The 19,442-nt window shown below is 68.7% G+C and carries 23 protein-coding genes and 2 tRNA genes; 17 read left to right on the top strand and 8 right to left on the bottom strand.

Features of this window, described 5'->3' with window-relative positions; genetic code table 11:
- The first annotated feature begins 91 nt into the window (after positions 1 to 91).
- Both AB6V31_RS07005 and AB6V31_RS07000 read left to right on the top strand, forming a co-directional pair.
- On the top strand, positions 92 to 718 hold the full coding sequence (locus tag AB6V31_RS07005; RefSeq protein ID WP_369364783.1) for an FMN-binding negative transcriptional regulator: 627 nt from the start codon (positions 92 to 94) through the stop codon (positions 716 to 718).
- Positions 715 to 2,208: an amidohydrolase gene (locus AB6V31_RS07000; protein WP_369364781.1), complete on the top strand. Its 1,494-nt coding sequence runs from the start codon at positions 715 to 717 to the stop codon at positions 2,206 to 2,208. Before AB6V31_RS07005 ends, AB6V31_RS07000 begins: the two co-directional genes overlap by 4 nt.
- Positions 2,209 to 2,374: 166 nt before the next feature.
- Here the strand turns inward: AB6V31_RS07000 and AB6V31_RS06995 are convergent, their stop codons facing one another.
- The 5 genes from AB6V31_RS06995 to AB6V31_RS06975 all read right to left on the bottom strand — a co-directional run bounded on the left by AB6V31_RS06995 (position 2,375) and on the right by AB6V31_RS06975 (position 5,792).
- Positions 2,375 to 2,860, bottom strand: coding sequence for a Dps family protein (locus AB6V31_RS06995; protein ID WP_056231037.1), 486 nt, complete (start codon positions 2,858 to 2,860; stop codon positions 2,375 to 2,377).
- A gap of 110 nt (positions 2,861 to 2,970) precedes the next feature.
- Positions 2,971 to 4,104, bottom strand: a complete 1,134-nt coding sequence (locus tag AB6V31_RS06990) for a signal peptidase I (RefSeq protein ID WP_369364779.1) — start codon at positions 4,102 to 4,104, stop codon at positions 2,971 to 2,973.
- A 74-nt stretch (positions 4,105 to 4,178) separates the two neighbouring features.
- A complete protein-coding gene (locus tag AB6V31_RS06985) occupies positions 4,179 to 4,670 on the bottom strand; it encodes a hypothetical protein (protein WP_369364777.1) in 492 nt (163 codons plus the stop codon).
- Complete coding sequence (locus AB6V31_RS06980; RefSeq protein ID WP_369364775.1) at positions 4,667 to 5,188, bottom strand: hypothetical protein; 522 nt, start codon at positions 5,186 to 5,188, stop codon at positions 4,667 to 4,669. The genes AB6V31_RS06985 and AB6V31_RS06980 overlap by 4 nt, the downstream gene beginning before the upstream one ends.
- Positions 5,189 to 5,198: 10 nt before the next feature.
- A complete protein-coding gene (locus AB6V31_RS06975; RefSeq protein ID WP_268104082.1) occupies positions 5,199 to 5,792 on the bottom strand; it encodes an alternate-type signal peptide domain-containing protein in 594 nt (197 codons plus the stop codon).
- A 159-nt stretch (positions 5,793 to 5,951) separates the two neighbouring features.
- Between AB6V31_RS06975 and AB6V31_RS06970 the strand changes: the two genes are divergently transcribed.
- The gene (locus AB6V31_RS06970) at positions 5,952 to 6,530 is read left to right on the top strand and encodes a gamma carbonic anhydrase family protein (RefSeq protein WP_268104081.1); all 579 of its coding nucleotides are present in this window, start codon (positions 5,952 to 5,954) and stop codon (positions 6,528 to 6,530) included.
- 10 nt (positions 6,531 to 6,540) lie between these two features.
- Positions 6,541 to 6,927, top strand: a complete 387-nt coding sequence (locus AB6V31_RS06965) for a hypothetical protein (protein ID WP_369364773.1) — start codon at positions 6,541 to 6,543, stop codon at positions 6,925 to 6,927.
- A 104-nt stretch (positions 6,928 to 7,031) separates the two neighbouring features.
- On the opposite strand, the gene AB6V31_RS06960 is transcribed toward AB6V31_RS06965, so the two are convergent.
- The gene (locus tag AB6V31_RS06960) at positions 7,032 to 7,511 is read right to left on the bottom strand and encodes a GNAT family N-acetyltransferase (RefSeq protein ID WP_268104079.1); all 480 of its coding nucleotides are present in this window, start codon (positions 7,509 to 7,511) and stop codon (positions 7,032 to 7,034) included.
- A 110-nt stretch (positions 7,512 to 7,621) separates the two neighbouring features.
- A tRNA-Gly gene (locus AB6V31_RS06955) sits at positions 7,622 to 7,695 on the bottom strand.
- A 194-nt stretch (positions 7,696 to 7,889) separates the two neighbouring features.
- On the opposite strand from AB6V31_RS06955, the gene AB6V31_RS06950 reads away from it, so the two are divergent.
- From AB6V31_RS06950 to AB6V31_RS06900, 11 genes are all read left to right on the top strand, one after another.
- Positions 7,890 to 7,963 (top strand) — tRNA-Pro (locus AB6V31_RS06950).
- Positions 7,964 to 8,035: 72 nt separating this feature from the next.
- Positions 8,036 to 9,538: a trigger factor gene (gene tig / locus AB6V31_RS06945; protein ID WP_074695050.1), complete on the top strand. Its 1,503-nt coding sequence runs from the start codon at positions 8,036 to 8,038 to the stop codon at positions 9,536 to 9,538.
- Positions 9,539 to 9,715: 177 nt separating this feature from the next.
- A complete protein-coding gene (locus AB6V31_RS06940; RefSeq protein WP_268104077.1) occupies positions 9,716 to 10,204 on the top strand; it encodes a tetratricopeptide repeat protein in 489 nt (162 codons plus the stop codon).
- A 77-nt stretch (positions 10,205 to 10,281) separates the two neighbouring features.
- Positions 10,282 to 10,866: an ATP-dependent Clp protease proteolytic subunit gene (locus AB6V31_RS06935; protein ID WP_056231069.1), complete on the top strand. Its 585-nt coding sequence runs from the start codon at positions 10,282 to 10,284 to the stop codon at positions 10,864 to 10,866.
- Positions 10,867 to 10,888: 22 nt separating this feature from the next.
- Positions 10,889 to 11,551 (top strand): ATP-dependent Clp protease proteolytic subunit, encoded by a 663-nt coding sequence (locus AB6V31_RS06930; RefSeq protein WP_056231073.1) that lies wholly within the window; start codon positions 10,889 to 10,891, stop codon positions 11,549 to 11,551.
- 428 nt (positions 11,552 to 11,979) lie between these two features.
- Positions 11,980 to 13,248, top strand: coding sequence for an ATP-dependent Clp protease ATP-binding subunit ClpX (gene clpX, locus AB6V31_RS06925; protein WP_056231076.1), 1,269 nt, complete (start codon positions 11,980 to 11,982; stop codon positions 13,246 to 13,248).
- A 41-nt stretch (positions 13,249 to 13,289) separates the two neighbouring features.
- Complete coding sequence (locus AB6V31_RS06920; RefSeq protein WP_056231079.1) at positions 13,290 to 14,486, top strand: hypothetical protein; 1,197 nt, start codon at positions 13,290 to 13,292, stop codon at positions 14,484 to 14,486.
- On the top strand, positions 14,486 to 14,989 hold the full coding sequence (locus AB6V31_RS06915) for a hypothetical protein (RefSeq protein WP_056231081.1): 504 nt from the start codon (positions 14,486 to 14,488) through the stop codon (positions 14,987 to 14,989). The genes AB6V31_RS06920 and AB6V31_RS06915 overlap by 1 nt, the downstream gene beginning before the upstream one ends.
- A gap of 17 nt (positions 14,990 to 15,006) precedes the next feature.
- A complete protein-coding gene (locus tag AB6V31_RS06910) occupies positions 15,007 to 15,297 on the top strand; it encodes a WXG100 family type VII secretion target (protein ID WP_369364770.1) in 291 nt (96 codons plus the stop codon).
- Positions 15,298 to 15,371: 74 nt separating this feature from the next.
- Positions 15,372 to 15,863 carry a hypothetical protein gene (locus tag AB6V31_RS06905; protein WP_369364768.1) on the top strand — a complete coding sequence of 164 codons (492 nt, stop codon included), beginning with the start codon at positions 15,372 to 15,374 and terminating at the stop codon, positions 15,861 to 15,863.
- 22 nt (positions 15,864 to 15,885) lie between these two features.
- A complete protein-coding gene (locus AB6V31_RS06900; protein ID WP_056232332.1) occupies positions 15,886 to 16,395 on the top strand; it encodes a GNAT family N-acetyltransferase in 510 nt (169 codons plus the stop codon).
- A gap of 42 nt (positions 16,396 to 16,437) precedes the next feature.
- On the opposite strand, the gene AB6V31_RS06895 is transcribed toward AB6V31_RS06900, so the two are convergent.
- Complete coding sequence (locus tag AB6V31_RS06895) at positions 16,438 to 18,489, bottom strand: M3 family metallopeptidase (protein ID WP_369364766.1); 2,052 nt, start codon at positions 18,487 to 18,489, stop codon at positions 16,438 to 16,440.
- Positions 18,490 to 18,569: 80 nt separating this feature from the next.
- On the opposite strand from AB6V31_RS06895, the gene AB6V31_RS06890 reads away from it, so the two are divergent.
- The gene (locus AB6V31_RS06890; protein ID WP_056231093.1) at positions 18,570 to 19,166 is read left to right on the top strand and encodes a helix-turn-helix domain-containing protein; all 597 of its coding nucleotides are present in this window, start codon (positions 18,570 to 18,572) and stop codon (positions 19,164 to 19,166) included.
- On the top strand, positions 19,163 to 19,375 hold the full coding sequence (locus AB6V31_RS06885) for a hypothetical protein (RefSeq protein WP_056231098.1): 213 nt from the start codon (positions 19,163 to 19,165) through the stop codon (positions 19,373 to 19,375). The genes AB6V31_RS06890 and AB6V31_RS06885 overlap by 4 nt, the downstream gene beginning before the upstream one ends.
- Positions 19,376 to 19,442: the final 67 nt, after the last annotated feature.

Below are 19,442 nucleotides of genomic sequence, written 5' to 3'. Positions count from 1 at the left end.
GGGTTCCGGGCTCTGCGACGGACTCAGGGACCGGGGCAGGAGGCGGCTGAGCCTGTTCGAGCCGCCCGGCGCCGCGTTCTAGGCTGATCCGGTGCGTCAGAATCCGAGCTTCGCGATGACCGACGTCGGTGAGATCCGTCGTCTCATCGACCTCAACCCCTGGGTCACCCTCGTCAGTCAGACCGACGACGGCCTCGTCGCCTCGCACTACGCGGTCATGCTCGACGACACCCGGGACGACCTGACCATCGTGGGCCATGTCGGCAAGCCCGACGACGCGATCCTCGGTCTCGGCGACCGGGAGCTCCTCGTCGTCGTCCAGGGCCCCCACGGCTACATCACGCCGCGGTGGTACGGGGACGTCCCTGCCGTGCCGACGTGGAACTTCGTGTCGGCGCACCTCAGCGGCATCCCGGAACTCCTCTCTCCGGAGGAGAACCTGCGGGTACTCGAGCGCCTGGTGGAGCGTTTCGAGGGTGATGGTGACGACGCGAGAGGGCTGTACGCGGTGCCCAACGACGCCGCCTTCGTCGAAAGGCTCGAGCGCGGAACCATGGGGTTCCGCCTCACGCCGACGCGGGTGACGGCGAAGCTCAAGCTCAGCCAGAACCGTCCCGCGGAGGTCGTCGAGACGATCATCGACGGTCTGACCGCCGAGGGGCGCCACGAGCTCTCCGCTGAGATGCGTCGCGCCGCCGACGCGCGGGTCCGCCCGTGATCGGCGAGAACGTCGGATTCCTCCGCGCGGTGCGTGTCGCCGGACCCGGACGCGAATTCCTCCCGACGTCCGAGCCCGTCGACATCGTCATCTCCGACGGACGGATCGCCGATATCGCGCCGACGGGCAACCTGCGGCCCACCGGCGCCGTCCTCGAGGGGGAGGGCGGGTGGCTTCTCCCCGGGCTCTGGGACCACCACGTGCACGTGCTCCAGTGGGCCCTCGCGGCCGATCGTGTGCCCCTCGGCGAGGTGGCGAGCGCGCGCGACGCCGCGACGATCATGGCGCTCGCCCCCGCGTCCGACGGCCGCCGCGTCGGTTCCGGATTCCGTGACGGGCTCTGGTCCGACGAGCCGAGCCTGGAGTTGTTGGATGCCACCACCGGGGGCGTGCCGACGTACCTGATCAACGCCGACGTCCACAGCGTGTGGATGAACACGGCGGCTTTCCGACGCGAGGGCTTCGAGCCCGTGGCATCCGGGATGCTCGTCGAAGAGGACGCGTTCGAGATCTCGCGCCGTGTGAACGCCGTCGAGGCCGACGTCGCCGACGCCGCCGTGGAGCGCATGGCCCGCGCGGCCGCGGCTCGCGGGGTCGTGGGTCTCGTCGACCTCGACATGACCTGGAACGACGAACCCTGGCAGCGGCGAGCGGCGCGCGGATTCGACACGCTGCGCATCTCGTACGGCACGTACCCGCAGGACCTGGATCGGGCCATCGCCGAGGGTCTTCGCACGGGCGACCCCGTGAGGGGATCGTCGAACGGTCTCGTGCGGGTCGGGCCGCTCAAGGCGATCACCGACGGCTCGCTGGGCACCCGCACCGCGGCGTGCGCCCACCACTATCCGGGCGACACCGGCAACCACGGATTGCTGACCGTCCCGCCGGAGGAGCTCGTCGACATGATGACGCGGGCCACGGCGGCTGGACTCGAGTGCGCGATCCACGCCATCGGCGACGTCGCGAACGCCCACGCGCTCGACGCGTACGCCCTCACCGGCGCGGTGGGCACCATCGAACACGCGCAGCTCGTCGCTCACGCCGACATTCCGCGCTTCGCCCGTCTGAGGGTCGCCGCGAGCGTGCAGCCCGAGCACGCGCTCGACGATCGGGACATGACGGATGCCATCTGGGCCGAGCAATCCGCCCAGCCCTACCCGCTGCGTGCCCTGGCCGACAGCGGCGCCAACCTCCGCTTCGGTTCCGACGCGCCCGTCGCACCCCTCGACCCGTGGGCCGCGATGGCGTCGGCGGTGTTCCGCACGCGCGACGGACGCGACGCGTGGCAGCCGCACCAGCGGGTCGACATCGACACGGCGATCGCCGCCTCGACGGCGGGGGGATCGACCGCACCCGCCGAGATCTCACCGGGCGCCCTCGCCGATCTCGTCATCGTCGGGGCCGACCCGCTGATCGCCGACGAGCGTGGACTGCGCGCGATGCCCGTGCGGGCGACGCTGCTCGCGGGTCGCGTCACGCACGGCGCCTGACGCACGATCGTTCTTTTGGCGTGAGGGGTCACTTTCTGTCGCTGGGCGCGTCTCCTGGCGACAGGAAGTGACCCCTCACGCGCGCGGTGGAGGGGCGGGGGAGCGGGAGACGTGCCGGAACGACGAAGGGGGAGGTGCCGAAGCACCGCCCCCTTCGAGGAACGTCTTACGCGGCGAGGTGCGCGAACAGGAACCAACGGTCCTTGTCGAGGCCGCGCTTGATCTCGATTGCCACGTCCTGGCTCGACATGTCGATCTCGTCGAGACCCTCGATGGCGGCTTCGATGTCGACGAGCACCGCGTCGATGTCGGCGATCACGGCGCGGATGACGACATCGGACTGCGCGAAACCGGCCGGGACCTCGGTGGCCTTCGCCTTCGCGGCGACGGTCGACAGGCGCGAGTCGATGGGAAGACCCAGGGCGACGATGCGCTCGGCGGCCAGGTCGGCCCACTCCTGCGCGTGAGCGACGACCGAGTCGAGCAGCTCGTGCACGCCGATGAAGTTGGCGCCGCGGACGTGCCAGTGCGCCTGCTTGCCGTTGACGACGAGCGCCTCGAGGCCGATGACGACGGGGGAGAGGAACTGGGCGGTGCCGGCGGCCATCGTCGGGTCGACGGTGGTGGCGGCGGGGGTCTGGACGGTGCTCATGTGTGCTCCTTAGGCGACGTTCGAAGTCTCGATGGATGCAACGCTACTCACGTGGCAGCATTCCGCAAGCAAGATGAGGCTCGGCTAAATCCCTGGTGAATAGGTAATCCTCACCTTCCCTGATCGCGTCTCAGCCCCACGGCGAGACCGAGGGTCACCACCGCGGCGGCTCCGGCGACGAGCATTCCCCAGGGCGTTGAGCGGATGCCGGTCCACGCGAGGGATCCTCCGGTCTGGGCCGGATCCGCGAGGGACGGACCGGGTTCTCCGGTCGGAGGGTCGCTCGCCGTCGCGTCCGTGAGCCGGACGACGGGAGTTACGACAGCGTCAGCGTTACGCGAGATGTTGCCGGAGGCGGCATCCATCCTCACTCCGAGGTCGATGCGCAGCGTGTCACCCGGCGCGATCACCGAGCTCACCCACTGGTCCCCCTGCGGCACCGGGCTCGAGGCCACGACCAGGGTGAGCGAGCGCGTGAACGAGGTGTCGCCCGGGTCCGAGCCGACGGGGGCGGTATCGAGGCGCAGGCCCGCCCGTGCCGGATCGGGACTCGCGTTTCGGATCCACAGGGTGGAGGTGAGCGTGCCACCAGGAACGATGCGGTCCGGCTGGTCGAACAGGCGCACCGCTCCGTCCGAGACGAAGCGCGCCCCATCGTCGCTCACGAGCAACTGGCTGGACGAAGCCGATGCGGGAGTCGGCGTCAGCAGGGGAGCGGATGCCGTGACGAGGATCAAAGCGAACGCCGTGGTCGTTCTCCGGTGGCGATGCGAACGGACGAGATCGAAGATGAGCAGGACCAGGCCGTAGCCGACGACCGCGACACCGACCGCCGCGATGACGATCCCGCGCTCCTGTCCTCCGAAGACGATCCCGGGATACCCGAGATACGGCACCGCGAAGACCACCGTTCCGCAAAGTTGCTCGCTCTGCACCGGGGGATCGTCGGCGTCGTTGGCGTCCCCTCGCGTGATCAGCAGCCGCGCGCCACCGGTGCTGCTGGTCGTACCCACGACGCGGTGCGTGACCACGGCGGGCTCGCCCGAGCGCAGTTGATAGGTCACGACATCTCCGACCGAGACGTCGTCTATCGAGGACGGGCGGACCGCGATCAACGTCCCCGGTGGCATGCCCGGCTGCATGCTCGCGGTCAGGACGGTGTACGTCTGTGCGCCGAGGAGCAGAGGGATCACCACGGTGATCAAGCCGAAAAGCGACACCGCGACGAGAACGATGCTGCCCACGATGGCGCGCGTCCGAGCCCACCCCGGCCGTTCCGGCGGCGGAGTGGTGGAGCCGGGAGTGCGGGGATCCTCGATCAGTTCTGACACTTGACGCCCCCGAGCAGTCCGCCGACCAGGCTGGAGAGGACGACCGGCTGCCCGTTGCTGGGCGGTGACGTCCACTTCTGGGTGACGGCGGTGACGGTGATCACGACAGTGCCGCCGTCGAGCAGCGCCCTCACCACCGACGCCAGGAGCGATGTCAGCACCGAGCCGGTGATGTCGATCGTTGTGGCGGTCACGCCCGTCGCGACCACCTGGGTGGCGCCGTTCGCGGAGTTCGTGGCGGTCACGGTGTACGACGTCGCGTCGGTGATCGGGGACCACGAGATCTGCGCGTACGACGACAAGCCGAGTACCGCCGGCTTCGACGTGCACGTCGTGACGGGCGCCGCGAGTGCGGACGTGCTGAGCGAGAACGCCGGCGCGGAGGTGGATGCACGCCACGCGGCCGCGGCGGCGGTGGGCACGGTGAGCGCCAGGGCCAGGGCGGCGGCTACGGCGACGACCGCACGACGACGGCTCACGATGTCGCCTGATCGACGGTGATGGTGATCTGCGGGGTGAGAGCGATCGCCTGGGTCGTGGACGGAGCGCTCGGGTCGAGAGTGACGCGCAGGCACAGGTCGACCGACGCTCCGAGCGCGTATCCGCCGGCTGGGGCGTACCCACCCGCGGGCAGGGGCGTTCCCGTCCCGCAAGCCCCGACGAACACCTGTGTCGAGACGTACGGCGCGAGCGCTGCCGACACCGACGCCGCAGCGTTCACTCGCCAGCGCAACGTGTCACCCGACCCGGTCGCGCTCACGCGCAGGGCTGCGGTGTCGCTGGAGCGCCCCGGTAGGAGCGGTTTCCACGCACTCCAGCTTCCCGTCCAGCTCGCCGCGGCTCCGAGCGAGCCGGTCGAGGTCACCCCAGCGGCGAGCGGGCGGCGGTCCGACCAGACGGCGTGTGCCGCCACGGTGCCGGGGCCCAGCACGAGCGCTGCGACGAGGACCGCGGTCCACCGGACGCGCCGTGGAACGCGATCGTCGCGACGGTGCATGGTCAGTCCCTCAGCTGGAGGCCTGGGTCAGCGAGAACGCGAGCTGGTTGAGGTCCACGGGCGTGTTCACGCCCACGAGGTTGGGCGTCGTCGAATCGAAGGTGACCGTGACGGTGGCCGTCAGGGTTCCGGCCGTGGCGGGAGTCACGCGATAGGTGTTGGTCCCCGTCTGCGCGCCCAGGCCGGTGATGTTCACCACGACCTTCACGTAGGGGGCTGCGGGACCGGTGACGAAGCTGGCGCCCTGGGTGACCGCGAGGTCGGCGGCGAGGGTGTCGCCGACGAGGGTGACGGTGACCGGCTGCGTGAGCGTGAGTACGTCGCCCGGGACGATCTTGACGTTGGTGAGGTTCGACACCGACGTCGCCTGCCCGAGGACGCCCTTCAGGCTCCACGAGCCCGTGCCGAGCGACAGGGCGAGGTTTCCGGAACTCACGGTCCCCGCGGTCAACGCGGTCTGCGTGGTCCAGAACGCGTAGGTGCCGCCCCCGCCGAGAAGCAGGGCGGTGCCGGCCGCGATCGCGAGGATCGCCTTGGTGCGGCGGTGTCGTCGGGCCGGGCGGGCGGTGCGGGTGCGGGTAACGGGTTCGGTCGACTGCGACATGAGGTCTCCAAGGGCGATGCGGCTGTGGTGGGACCGAAACTATGAGCCGTGATCAGGATCGCCGCTACTGATCCGCGGGCCGGAGCTACGGTGTTCGCCCACCCTCGGTAGTGCTCTCGCGCTTCTCGGTAGCTCCTCGGTAGGGCTAGCCTCGGGCTCATGCCGATCGCCCCCGATGCCTCTGTTCTCGCCCTCAGCGGAGCCGCTCCGAGCCTGCACGACACCGCGTTCGTGGCGTCCGGTGCGCGCATCATCGGCGATGTCACGCTCGGCGAACAGGCCAGCGTCTGGTACAACGCCGTCGTGCGCGGTGACAGTGCGCGCATCGTCCTGGGCGCGCGCAGCAATCTGCAGGACAACGTGTCCGTGCACGTCGACGCCGGGCGCCCGGTCACCATCGGTACCGACGTCTCGGTGGGGCACAACGCCGTCGTGCACGGCTGCACGATCGGTGACGGCTCGTTGATCGGTATGGGCAGCGTCGTCCTGTCGGGCGTCGAGATCGGTCCCGGGTGTCTGATCGCCGGGGGAGCTGTCGTGCTCGAGGGCACCGTCATTCCCGAGGGATCGCTGGTTGCGGGCGTCCCCGCGAAGGTGAGGCGCGCGCTCACGCCGGAGGAACGGGCGAAGATCCTCCGCAACGCGCAGACATATCTCGCGCACGTCGAGCGCCACGGCTCGGCGACGCGGATTCAGGATGCCGCAACCCCGGCGGACGGCGACCGTTCCGGCGCGTAACCTCGCGCGCATGCACATCACATCGCTCGCCCCGAACGAGATCTTCGTCTTCGGCTCGAATGCCTCGGGGGCCCACGGCGGAGGAGCAGCGCGGTTCGCGATGGACCGCTTCGGCGCGATCTGGGGTCAGAGCGAAGGCCTGCAGGGGCAGTCGTACGGGATCGACACGATGTCGGGACTCGACGTCTTCGAGGAGCAGGCGCGGCGATTCGTGGCCTTCGCCGCGAAGCATATCGAGCTGCGCTTCCTCATGACCGAGGTGGGCTGCGGTATCGCCGGGTACCGGCCGGAGCAAGTCGCGGGCTTCTTCGCGGGAGCGGGCGACAACGTCGTGCTGCCGGAATCGTTCACGCGCGAGCTCGGGTCTCGAGCAAGACCTCCGGCACCTCGCTACTAATGGTGGACTTCGCGCGTGTCACGCTGATGATGCTCGTCGACGGGTACACGTGATCTTCGATCTCACCGTCGTGGCGTGAGTTGGGGGTCGCGGCCATCTCACGGCTAGGCAAGTTCGCGCTCGAAGAACACAACAGAGCCTTCGCGCCGGACCTCCACAAGCCCCGCTTTTTCCAGCACGCGCTGCGAGGCGGCATTGCCCGTATCGGTGTCGGCGATTGCCCGACGCGCTCCCCACGCCCGAGCGTGGTCAAGAGCGAGGCCAACCGCTGCCGTAGCCAATCCACGCCCGCGCGCCGCAGGAATCAGTCCATACCCGAACTCGACCGTTCCGCTCGAGTCGGGCGGACCAAAGAACCCGAAGCCGCCGACGGCCAGCCCCGTGCGGGCCTCCCTAATGGCATACATGGTGAACGGTGAACCCGTCTCGGTGGTCGCAGCGAGCGCGGACAAAGGGGCCAACTCATCCGCGAACGGATAATCCCGATGCCAGGCGTCGCCGGGTTCCTCCCGTCCGTCAATGATTCGTCGTGCGAGGGAAGGCGATAGCCGCGTGAGGAGAACTCGTTCGTTTTCAAGTGTCATCCGTTCCATCATCCCGTGGATGCACATTCTGAGAAACGCTCTACGCCGAATGACGGGTCATGGACCAACAGCTCAAAACAACTATTGATGGCCACGAACGGGTGAAAATGTGGAGGGGCTGACGAGAATCGAACTCGCATCATCTGTTTGGAAGACAGAGGCTTTACCACTAAGCTACAGCCCCGGAATTCCGCGGTTTTCTGACGAACCGCGGAGTCGGACGACACCCACTCTACGACACCCTGAGGCCCGTCGCGAACGCGGGGGAGTCGGCATCCCTCCGCTCTCGCACGCAAGGGGGTCGGCAAAATCGGCGCAGCCAGGGGGATCGACTAGACTTTCAGCGGTCGTTTCGTCGGCGCGTGCCGCGCGCCGCCCCGGGGCGTAGCTCAGCTTGGTAGAGCGCCCGCTTTGGGAGCGGGAGGCCGCAGGTTCAAATCCTGTCGCCCCGACGAACGGCCCCACAGACCACAGGCCCAATCGGCCCCCGCGTGCGCGCGGGCCACACGAGGAGAACGAACCGCATGGTCAACAGCACCGTCGAGAAGCTCAGCCCCACCCGGGTCAAGCTGCACATCACGGTTTCGCCCGACGAGCTCAAGCCGAGCATCGCCCACGCCTACGAGCACATCGCCCGCGACGTGCAGATCCCCGGCTTCCGCAAGGGCAAGGTGCCCGCGCCGATCATCGACCAGCGCATGGGCCGCGGCGCCGTCATCGAGCACGCCGTCAACGAAGGGCTCGACGGGTTCTACCGCGCGGCCGTCGAGGCCAATGACCTGCGCGTCATCGGTCGTCCGAACGCCGAGATCGTCGAGCTCCCCGAGCTCAAGGACTTCTCGGGCGACCTCATCGTCGACGTCGAGGTCGACGTGCGCCCCGAGTTCGACCTGCCCGCGTACGACTCGATCACGGTGACGGTCGACGCCGCCGAGGTCGACGAGGCCGGTATCGACGCCGAGCTCGACCGCCTGCGTGCGCGCTTCGGCACGCTCATCACGGTCGACCGTCCCGCTAAGACCGGTGACTTCGTCGAGCTCGACCTGGTCGCCACGATCGACGGCAACGAGATCGACCGCGCCGAGGGCGTGTCGTACGAGATCGGCTCGGGCGAACTGCTCGAGGGCATCGATGAGGCCATCGAGTCGCTCACGGCCGACGAGCAGACCACGTTCCGTTCGAAGCTGGTCGGCGGCGAGCACGCCGGTGAAGAGGCCGAGGTCTCGGTCACCATCACCGCCGTCAAGGAGCGCGAGCTTCCCGAGGCCGACGACGACTTCGCGCAGATGGCGTCGGAGTTCGACACCATCGCCGAGCTGCGCGAGTCGCTCAGCGAGCGCGTGTCGCAGCAGTCCGTCTTCACGCAGGGCTCGGCCGCGCGCGACAAGTTCATCGAGGCGCTCCTCGAGGCCGTCGAGATCCCGGTTCCGCCGCAGCTCATCGAGGACGAGGTGCACCAGCACCTCGAGGGCGAGAACCGCCTCGAAGACGACGAGCACCGCGCCGAGGTCACCGAGGCGAGCGAGAAGCAGTTCCGCACGCAGATGGTGCTCGACAAGATCGCCGAAGATGCCAACGTCCAGGTGTCGCAGGACGAGCTGACCCAGTACCTGATCCAGTCGGCTGCGCAGTACAACATGGCGCCGCAGGACTTCGTCAACGCGCTGCAGCAGGGCAACCAGCTGCCCGCGCTCGTCGGTGAGGTCGCCCGCAACAAGGCCCTCGCGATCGCGCTCGGCAAGGTCACCGTCGTCGACACCGACGGCAAGCCCGTCGACCTGACCGGTTTCGTCGCCGTCGAGGGCGAAGAGCCCGTCGAGGGTGACGACGCTGCGGACGAGGCTCCCGCCGAGGAGGCCGCCGCTGAGGAGGCTCCCGCGAAGGCTCCCGCCAAGAAGCGCGCCCCCGCGAAGAAGAAGGCCGACGCTGACGAGGCGCCCGCCGCTGAGGAGGCTCCCGCTAAGGCTCCCGCCAAGAAGCGCGCCCCGGCCAAGAAGAAGACCGACGAGGCCGCTGACAGCGAGTAAGTCGTGACGAAGGGGGCGGATGCCGTGGCATCCGCCCCCTTTTCCGTCCCCGGGCGCCGTCCGGGGGAACGGCCCCGTTGAGTGTCCAGAACACTCGGACCGCGTCTCGAAGCGTCCGAGTGTCGTGGACACGCAGTGCGTGAGCGTGGGGTCAGAACGATGATGAGGATGCGACACATGAACGACTGGCAGAGCAGAGTGGATGCCGTGTGGGCCGATGACACGCTCAGCCCCGAGCACGTGATCGAGCGGATCGACGAGCTCGCCACCGAGCGCCCGGCGGACGATGCGGTGGCGCTGTTCGAACGCGCCGGGGCGCGTGACTCGGCCGGCGTCGAAGACGAGGCGGAGGTGCTGTACCGCCGTGCCCTGGAGATCGGGCTCGACGACGAGCGACGCACGCGGGCGACGATCCAACTGGCGAGCACGATCCGCAACCTCGGCAAGACCGAAGAGTCGCTCGCGATGCTCGAGGCGGAGTACGAGCGCGAACCGCGCGGGCCTCTCCACGACGCGGCCGCCGCCTTCTACGCCCTCGCGCTCGTGTCGAACGGAAAGCCCGAGCGGGCGGCATCCATCGCCCTTCAAGCTCTCGCCCCGCACCTGCCGCTCTATACCCGTTCCGTCACGGGATATGCGCGAGAAATCGCCGACCAGGCGCGCTGATCCGCCCGCGGCGAACACGGCATCCCGCTCCGGAACGCGCCGGTAGATTCATTTCAGATCACGGAAGAGGAGCACACATGCCCGAACCCCTTATGGCAACAAGCGTCTTCGACAGACTGCTCAAGGACCGCATCATCTGGCTCGGTTCCGAGGTGCGCGACGACAACGCCAACGAGATCTGCGCCAAGATCCTGCTGCTTGCCGCAGAAGACCCGCAGAAGGACATCTACCTCTACATCAACTCGCCCGGCGGCTCGATCACGGCCGGCATGGCGATCTACGACACGATGCAGTTCGTGCCGAACGACATCGTCACCGTCGGCATCGGCATGGCGGCCTCGATGGGCCAGCTGCTGCTGACCAGCGGTACCAAGGGCAAGCGCTACATCACGCCGAACGCGCGCGTGCTGCTGCACCAGCCCCACGGTGGCTTCGGCGGAACGTCGAGCGACATCCAGACGCAGGCGCAGCTCATCCTCGACATGAAGCGCCGTCTCGCCGAGATCACCGCGGCCCAGACCGGCAAGAGCGTCGAGCAGATCAACGCCGACGGTGACCGCGACCGCTGGTTCACCGCTCAGGAAGCCCTCGAGTACGGCTTCGTCGACCACATGCGCGAGCACGCCACCGACGTCACCGGCGGCGGCGGAACCGCGGCCTGAGCCGAGAGGAAAGGACACCATCATGAACATCCCCACTTTCGGCGGCGCCGCATCGCACATGCCCTCGAGCCGCTACGTCCTTCCTCAGTTCGAGGAGCGCACGGCCTACGGCTACAAGCGCCAGGACCCGTACAACAAGCTGTTCGAAGACCGCGTGATCTTCCTCGGCGTGCAGGTCGACGACGCGTCGGCCGACGACGTCATGGCGCAGCTGCTCGTGCTCGAGTCGCAGGACCCCGACCGCGACATCATCATGTACATCAACTCGCCCGGTGGCTCGTTCACGGCCATGACGGCGATCTACGACACGATGCAGTACGTCTCGCCGCAGATCCAGACGGTCGTGCTCGGTCAGGCCGCCTCCGCGGCATCCGTGCTGCTGGCCGCCGGCGCCCCCGGCAAGCGTCTCGCCCTGCCGAACGCCCGTATCCTGATCCACCAGCCCGCCATGGGCGAGGCCGGACACGGACAGGCGTCCGACATCGAGATCCAGGCGCAGGAGATCCTCCGCATGCGCACTTGGCTCGAAGAGACCATGGCGCGTCACACCGGTCAGGACGTCGCGAAGGTCAATAAGGACATCGACCGCGACAAGATCCTCTCCGCCGCCGAGGCGATGGAGTACGGCATCGTCGACCAGGTGCTCACGACCCGCAAGCGCACCCCGGCGGCCCTCACCGCCTGACGCGCTCGCGACACGACGAAGCCCCGCAGACCCGTTTCGGTCTGCGGGGCTTCGTCGCGCATGGGGCGTGAATACGGTCGGTGCTCGCGCAGGGTCGGGGATTCGCGCAACCTCAGTTCGACGGGGCGGATGCCGACGGAGGTTGTGCAGATCGCGGAGGTTGTGCGCGCGGCGACGAGAGCTCCGCACAGGATCAGGGATTCGCGCAACCTCAGCTCGCAGGGAGAATTCGAGCCTGAGGATGTGCAGATCACGGAGGCTGCGCGGCAGGGAAGGTCCGCGCTTTCCGCGGAAGCGCGACGGGACGCCGTGTGTCCGCCGTGGGCGATCACGACACCGCCGCGCGCGCGAATGCCCTTGGATCACCCGGGCTCGGGTTAGGCTCGGGTAACACACCGGCGGGGGCCGGGTGACGGGAGGAACCGGCCATGGCACGTATCGGTGAGAGCGCCGACCTGTTCAAGTGCTCCTTCTGCGGCAAGAGCCAGAAGCAGGTACAGCAGCTGATCGCCGGTCCGGGCGTCTACATCTGCGACGAGTGCGTCGAGCTCTGCAACGAGATCATCGAAGAGCGCATGGCCGAATCGTCGGCCGGCGAGGTCGCCGAGTTCGACCTGCCCAAGCCGCGCGAGATCTTCTCGTTCCTCGAGGAGTACGTCGTCGGGCAGGAGCCCGCCAAGCGCGCCCTCGCCGTCGCCGTCTACAACCACTACAAGCGCGTGCGCTCGCACGGCACCCTTCAGCCCGCGGAGCAGCGCGCCGAAGAGATCGACATCGCCAAGAGCAACATCCTGCTGCTCGGGCCCACCGGTTGCGGCAAGACCTACCTCGCCCAGACCCTCGCGAAGCGCCTCAACGTGCCGTTCGCGGTCGCCGATGCCACGGCCCTCACCGAGGCCGGCTACGTCGGTGAAGACGTCGAGAACATCCTGCTGAAGCTCCTGCAGGCCGCCGACTTCGACGTCAAGCGTGCCGAGACCGGCATCATCTACATCGACGAGGTCGACAAGATCGCCCGAAAGGCCGAGAACCCCTCGATCACGCGCGACGTGTCGGGCGAGGGCGTGCAGCAGGCGCTGCTGAAGATCCTCGAGGGAACGGTCGCTTCGGTTCCGCCGCAGGGCGGCCGCAAGCACCCGCACCAGGAGTTCATCCAGATCGACACGACGAACGTCCTGTTCATCGTGGCCGGGGCCTTCGCGGGCCTCGAAGAGATCATCTCGGCACGCGTCGGCAAGCACGGCGTCGGTTTCGGCGCACCGCTGCAGCGCAAGGAAGACGCGCCCGACCTATTCAGCGAGGCCCTGCCCGAGGATCTTCACAAGTTCGGCCTGATCCCCGAGTTCATCGGTCGCCTGCCCGTCGTGGCATCCGTCTCGCCCCTGGACCAGGACGCGTTGATGGAGATCCTCACGGCACCGCGCAACGCGCTGGTCAAGCAGTACCAGCGGATGTTCGAGCTCGACGGTGTGCAGCTCGAGTTCGAAGAGGACGCGCTGCGCGCGATCGCCGACCTCGCCGTCTTGCGGAAGACCGGCGCGCGCGGTCTGCGCGCAATCCTCGAAGACGTCCTGGGCCCGATCATGTTCGACGTGCCCTCGGCCGACGACATCGCTAAGGTCGTCATCACGCGTGCGGCCGTCGAAGACCGCGCGCAGCCGACCATCGTGCTGGCGCAGAAGCGACGGAGCGCGTAACCCGCTTCGCTCACACCTCACCTACGGACCGGGGGGACCGAATGGATGTCGACACCGACCAGCTGTCACTTGCGCAGCAGGTGCTGGAGAGGCAAGCCGGACACGGGCAGGCGATCGGGGAGCACCTCGAAACGTACGCCCGCCTGAACGCGGGAGAGCTGGGCCTGATCCTGCAGCTGTTCCAGCCGATCAGCGACGGCATCGTCGACGTCGGAAAACGCGTCGCCGACATGTCGTCGCAGGCCTTCGGCATCGGCACCGAGCGGATGGGCGAGACGGTCGCGGCGTATCGCGCTGCCGAGCAGACGGCTCACGACGCGATCGCTCAGGTCGCCGCGTCGCTCGGCGTCGACACGCCGCCGTATTCGCCGGGCACCGCGCCGACTCTCGGCGCTGCACAGGGCGGGGCCTCGAGTCGCTACGGCGAGCCCGACGGGAACCTGTTCAACCAAGCCTTCTGGGACGGTTACTCCGCCGTCGAGTGGGCCGACGGGACGGCATCGGGAATCTCCGACCGCGTGGGAGACGGACTGTCCGCGTCTCGAACGGTCACCGAGAAGCAGGACGTGCGCTCGTACCTCCCTCGACCCCAGGGCGAGGATCCCGAGATCGAGAGCATCCGTTGGAAGGCGGGTCCGATCTTCGGCGGAGTGGACTGGCTCTTCGAGGAGCTCGTCGGCTACTCACTCCTCGAAGAGGTGACGAAGCCCTTCTCGGGCGACTGGGAGCGCATGCGCGAGGCGCAGTTCGCCTGGACGCACGCGGGGGATGCCATGAGCGCGATCGGTCAGAACGCGATGGGGCTTCTGCCGCCCCTCGCGTCATGGACCGGCAAGGGCTCCGAGGCGTTCGTCGCAGCGGCCGGCGTGATGTCGCAGGCCCACACCGTCGTGGCAGGACCCGCGGGCACCGTGGCGACGGCCATCAAGGTGCTGATCCTGTTGTGCAAAGAAGCCGTCGGTAAGATCCTGAAGATCCTCGACCGTCTCGCGCAGAAGCTTCTGCGGATCGCGGCCGAAGCTGCGGTTCCCGTGGCGGGTTGGCTCGTGGCGGCCGTCGAGGCGGGAATTGCCGTGTACGACCTGATCCAAGATGCGCGGTGGGCGTACAAGTGGATCAACATGATCTACGACCTCGTCTCGGGGATGGTCGGAAATATCGGCACGATGACCGACAGTGCGATGCGCATGGCCGACCTGTACGAGGGTCTGGCGCGCGGAGCGGCGGCGCGAGTCTGATGGCACGCATCGACGACCCGATGATGGATCACGTTCCCGGCCCCGACGACGATCGGCTGGTCGGCGACTTCCGCACGATGGCGGAGACGTTCGCACGACTTCTTCGCGAAGACGACGAGCGCGAGAACGCGCGCGCCGCGATCGAGGCGGAGGAGCGCCGAGAGGCCGACGAGCATCGTGCCGCCCGTGCTCGTGCCGGCGAGATGGGCGCGGAGTGGCGCACGGTGCAGTCGCGCATCGACCTCGGCGAGACCAGCCTTGAAGCGGTCTTCCGCGGCGAAGATCAGACTTCTGCCGCCCAGGCTCTGCGGAAGATGTCATCCGAGAATCTCCGCGCACTGCGGGAGTCGTGGGACGAAGTCGACGACGACGTCACGGAGGACGACGATCGTCCGTCACCCGACGCTGAGTTCGACGCCGCCGCCCGCCAATCGCACGAGCGCTACACCGAAGCTCTGGCGAAGATCCGCGACGCGCTCGAACTCGCGCGTCGCGACGTGTGAAGGGAGAGTCCTCGCTCATGACGTCTTTTTCGATCAAGCCCGATCGGCTCGCGGAGACGGCCTCGTCCATCGACGCCGCCGTTCAGCGCACCGCAGCCGAGACCGCGACGCTCGCCTCTGCACGCAACACCCTTCTCGGGGGGTGGCAGGGCGACGCGGCTGACGCGTACGCCGCCAAGCAGGGGGACTGGCTCTCGGAGATGACCCGCTTGGCCGATGTCGGCCGCGCCGCCGCCGACGCGGCCCGGACGGCGGCCCAGGCCTATCGCGAAGCCGATGACGCCGTGGGGAGGGCGTGGTCGCTGTGATCATGCGCGGATCCGGAGAAGACGCCCACATCGGTCCCGTCCGATGGAACGGATTGACGCGGGGCGGGGCGCGGATGCTCGTTCGTGACGAGCCCTCCAGCGCGGTCCGCCGCGCCACGGATGCGCTCATCGCGGCGGGATTCTCCGACGGGGGCGACGCCTTCGCCACCGCGATCCGGGAGAGCGGGTCGGAGTGGACCGCCCATGACGTCCGCCTCGGCGACGTGGCGAAGTCGTGGAAGCGCGGAGTCGTCGAGTTCTTCGCGGAGGGAACGGGCTTGGAGTTCTTCCCCAAATTCTGGAGAGGGGCGACTCCGACGGTGGTTGTCGCCTGTGCGCGAAAGATAAACGAGGGGACCGAGTTGCTCGTCTACCCCCACTATTCGGTACGCGGCGGCGCCGATCGCAATGACGCGGCGCCTCTCGTCCGTCAGGCGGTTCAGGGGCTCTCGGACGCGTACGGAGCCTCGGGGGCACTCGTCTCCAGCGAGAAGCTGCTCTCCATCAAAAACGACGGTTCACCGGCGTCGCAAGCCGTCGTGCGCGAGGTGCTCGGCTGGCGCTGACGCGCACGGCAAGATGGAGAGCGTGCTCTCCGACCTCGATCTGCCCACGACGGTGACCGCCCGCATCTCAGAGGTGACCGTCCGCCGGGCGAAGCCGACCGACCTGCCCGCGTTGATGGCGCTCCTGGCAGATGACCCCGTCAGTGCGGCACGGGGCGATCGAGCCGATGCCTCGGACGAGGGAACGTACGCCACCGCATTGCGAAGCGTCCTCGAGGCGCCGTTGAACGATCTGATCGTCGTCGACGACGCGGCGGGGGAGGTGATCGGCACCCTGCAACTCACCGTCATCCCCGGCATGGCGCGTCAGGGGGCCACCCGGCTGCTCGTCGAGGCGGTCAGGGTGTCTTCGAGTGTGCGTTCCGGCGGGATCGGCAGCGCGGTGATGCGCTGGGTGATGCACGTCGCCGCACCCGCGACCGGCGCGGCCCTCGTGCAGCTGACCTCTGACGCTGCGCGCGTGGACGCTCACCGGTTCTACACGCGTCTCGGTTTCGCCGACTCGCACGTCGGCTTCAAGTACGCGGTCTGAGCCTGCGTGCCCGGACGCCGAGAGCGGCCGGGCACGTCGACCTCAGCCCGCGAGACCGCGGCGCTGCAGCAGCGGCTGGATCTCGGTATCCCGGCCCCGGAAATCCCGGTAGGCGGCGAGAGGGTCGCCGGAACCACCGACCCCCAGCAGCTTCTGGCGGAACCGGTCGCCGTTCTCGCGCGTGAGGCCGCCGTTCTCGCGGAACCACTCCACGGTGTCGGCGTCGAGTACCTCGCTCCAGATGTACGAGTAGTACCCGGCGCTGTAACCGCCCGAGAACACGTGGGCGAAGTACGTCGAGGCGTAGCGGGTGGGGGCGGCGGGGTTGTCGAGCCCGATGTCCGTGAGGGTCGCCGCCTCGAAGGCCGCGACGTCGATGTCGGCCGACGCCTCCTCGACGGAGAGGCCGTGCCACGCCTGGTCGATCCATGATGCGGCGAGGTACTCGCTCGTCGCGAAGCCCTGATTGAACGCCTCGGAGGCGTGCAGACGCTCGACGACATCGGCCGGCAGCGGCTCGTCGGTGTCGATGTGCCGCGCGTAGTTGGTCAGGATCTCGGGCCACAGGATCCACATCTCGTTGACCTGGCTGGGGAACTCGACGAAGTCGCGGTAGACGGCCGTTCCGCCGAAGTGCGGGTAGGTCACGGTGGCGAACAGTCCGTGCAGGGCGTGTCCGAACTCGTGGAAGAGTGTGGTGACCTCGTCCAGCGTCAGCAGCGTCGGGGTGCCGGGGGCGGGCTTGTTCACGTTCAGGTTGTTGACCACGATCGGGGCCGCGCCGCGGAGGGCCGACTGCGTGACAATCGAGTTCATCCACGCCCCGCCGCGCTTGCTGTCGCGCGTGTACAGGTCGAGCAGGAACAGCCCGAGCTCGCTGCCATCAGCGTTGTGCACCTCGAAGACGCGCACGTCGGGGTGATAGCCCTGAAGGTCGTGGCGTTCGGTCATGCGGATGCCGTAGAGCTTCTCGGCCGCGAAGAACACGCCGTCGCGCAGCACCCGCTCGGCCTCGAACCACGGACGCAGGGCCGCCCGATCGAGGTCGTACCGCTCGGCGCGGACTTTCTCGGTGTAGAACGCCCAGTCGTGGGCTTTGATCCGGATGCCATCGGCCTCGGCGATCTTCTGCAGAGCCTCTTGCTCGGCCCGGGCGTTGGCGGCAGCGGGGGTGGCGAGTCGGCGCAGCAGGTCGCGCGCGGCATCCGGAGACCCCGCCGTCTGATCGGCGAGGACGGCGGCGGCGTGCGAGGGGTAGCCGAGCACCGCGGCGCGCTCGGCGCGCAGACGCACGATCTCGCGGAGGACCCCGCGGTTGTCGTTGTCGTTGCCGCGCGTGGCGCGCGAGCGCGAGGCCTCGAGCAGACGGCGACGGCTCTCGCGGTTCGTCAGCGACGCGAGCAGAGGGTGACCGGTGTACAGCGTGAGGTTCACGATGTAGCGCCCGTCCAGGCCGCGACTCGTGGCCGCCTGCGCCGCCGCCGAGAGCTCACCGTCGCTCAGGCCGTCGAGCTCGTCGGCGGAGTCGAACACCACCGCGAGCTCGTTGGTGTCGGCGAGCAGGTTCTTCTCGAACGTGGTCGTCAGCACCGACAGACGCTGGTTGAGCTCGGTGAGCGTCCGCTTCTGCGCGTCGTCGAGACCGGCGCCGGCCAGCGACATCTCGCGGTGGTACCGCTCAACGAGGTAGCGGCTCTCGGCGTCGAGGTCGAGGTCGTCGAGCTGCGCGTGCACGGCGGCGATACGGGCGAACAGACCTGCATCGAGCTGGATCGCGTCGCGGTGCGCCGACATGAGGGGAGCGAGTTCCTCTTCGACGGCCTGGATCGCCGGGGTGCCGTCGGCGGATGCCACGGTGTAGAAGGTGCGCGCGACCCGGTCGAGCAACTGCCCGCTGCGCTCCAGAGCGACGAGGGTGTTCTCGAACGTGGCCGCGTCGCTCTGCGCGGTGATCGCATCGACCTCCGCCCGCTGCGCGGCGAAACCGGCGCGGAACGCGGGGAGGTAGTGCTCGACGTCGATGCTGCCGTAGGGCGGCAGGTCGTAGGGGAGCGAGGGCGGCGCGAGGAGGGGATTGTTCACGGCATCCGTCATTCATCCAGCCTAGGCGCAGTCGTGGAGGGGGTGCAGAGAAGATGTTGCAAAGGAACCCGTGCATAGGTATCTTTGCATTCATGGTCGACAGGTCGAAGCCCCGCGAAGAGCGTGTTCTGGATGCCGGGGCGCTCCGCGCCCTGGCGCACCCGCTGCGCGTGCGGCTCTACGACATCCTCAGCCAGTACGGCCCGCAGACCGCGAGCAGCCTCGCGGAGCTGACGGGGGAGTCCACCGGAGCGACGAGCTACCACCTGCGGGCGCTGGCCCGTCACGACCTCATCCGCGAAGTCGCCGATCGCGGAACCGCCCGCGAACGCTGGTGGGAGCGCCCGGCCGGCAGCGTCACGCTGACCAACCCCGAGCTCGAGCACACGCCGTCGGGACGCGCCGTGATGGAGGCCGTGCACTCCGAGACCCTGACGCTGCGTCACCAGCAGCTCATGCACTTCGCCACGCACGGCTGGGACGAGGACGAAGAGTGGCGCGACGCGTCGGTGATCTCGACCGCGACCGCGCGCCTGACCGCCGAGCAATCGCGGGATCTTGTGCAGCGCATCGGGGCGCTCATCGATGAGACCGTCCAGCGTTACCGCGATCAGGAGGGCGAGGGCGTCCGCCCCGTGACGATCCGCAACGACGTCTTCCCGCTGCCGACCGAGAGGGGCTCCGCATGACCGCCGTTACCCGCACCATCGCCCTGCCGGTGCGTCCCACCCGACTCGAGGCCGCGCTGCTCGCGCTGTCGCGAGCGATGGCCCTCGCCGCCGAAGAGCGGATGCGCCGTCGCGCGTGGGCCGTCGAGGCGGAGCCCGCGCGGCGAGCCGGACGTGCCGCGTCGCAGGCGATGTCGGCGGATGCCGCGCGGTACCTGCTGCCGCGGTGACGCCTCAGGCCCCGGGGCTTGTCGAGGCCCGCGACCGGTGGACCGCGGGTGGCTTCGACAGGCCCAA

The sequence above is a fragment of the Microbacterium sp. 16-032 genome (assembly GCF_041079455.1).
Classification (GTDB): domain Bacteria; phylum Actinomycetota; class Actinomycetes; order Actinomycetales; family Microbacteriaceae; genus Microbacterium; species Microbacterium testaceum_A.
Note: the sequence above shows the minus strand (reverse complement) of the source record. Positions and strands in the feature narration are given on the sequence as shown.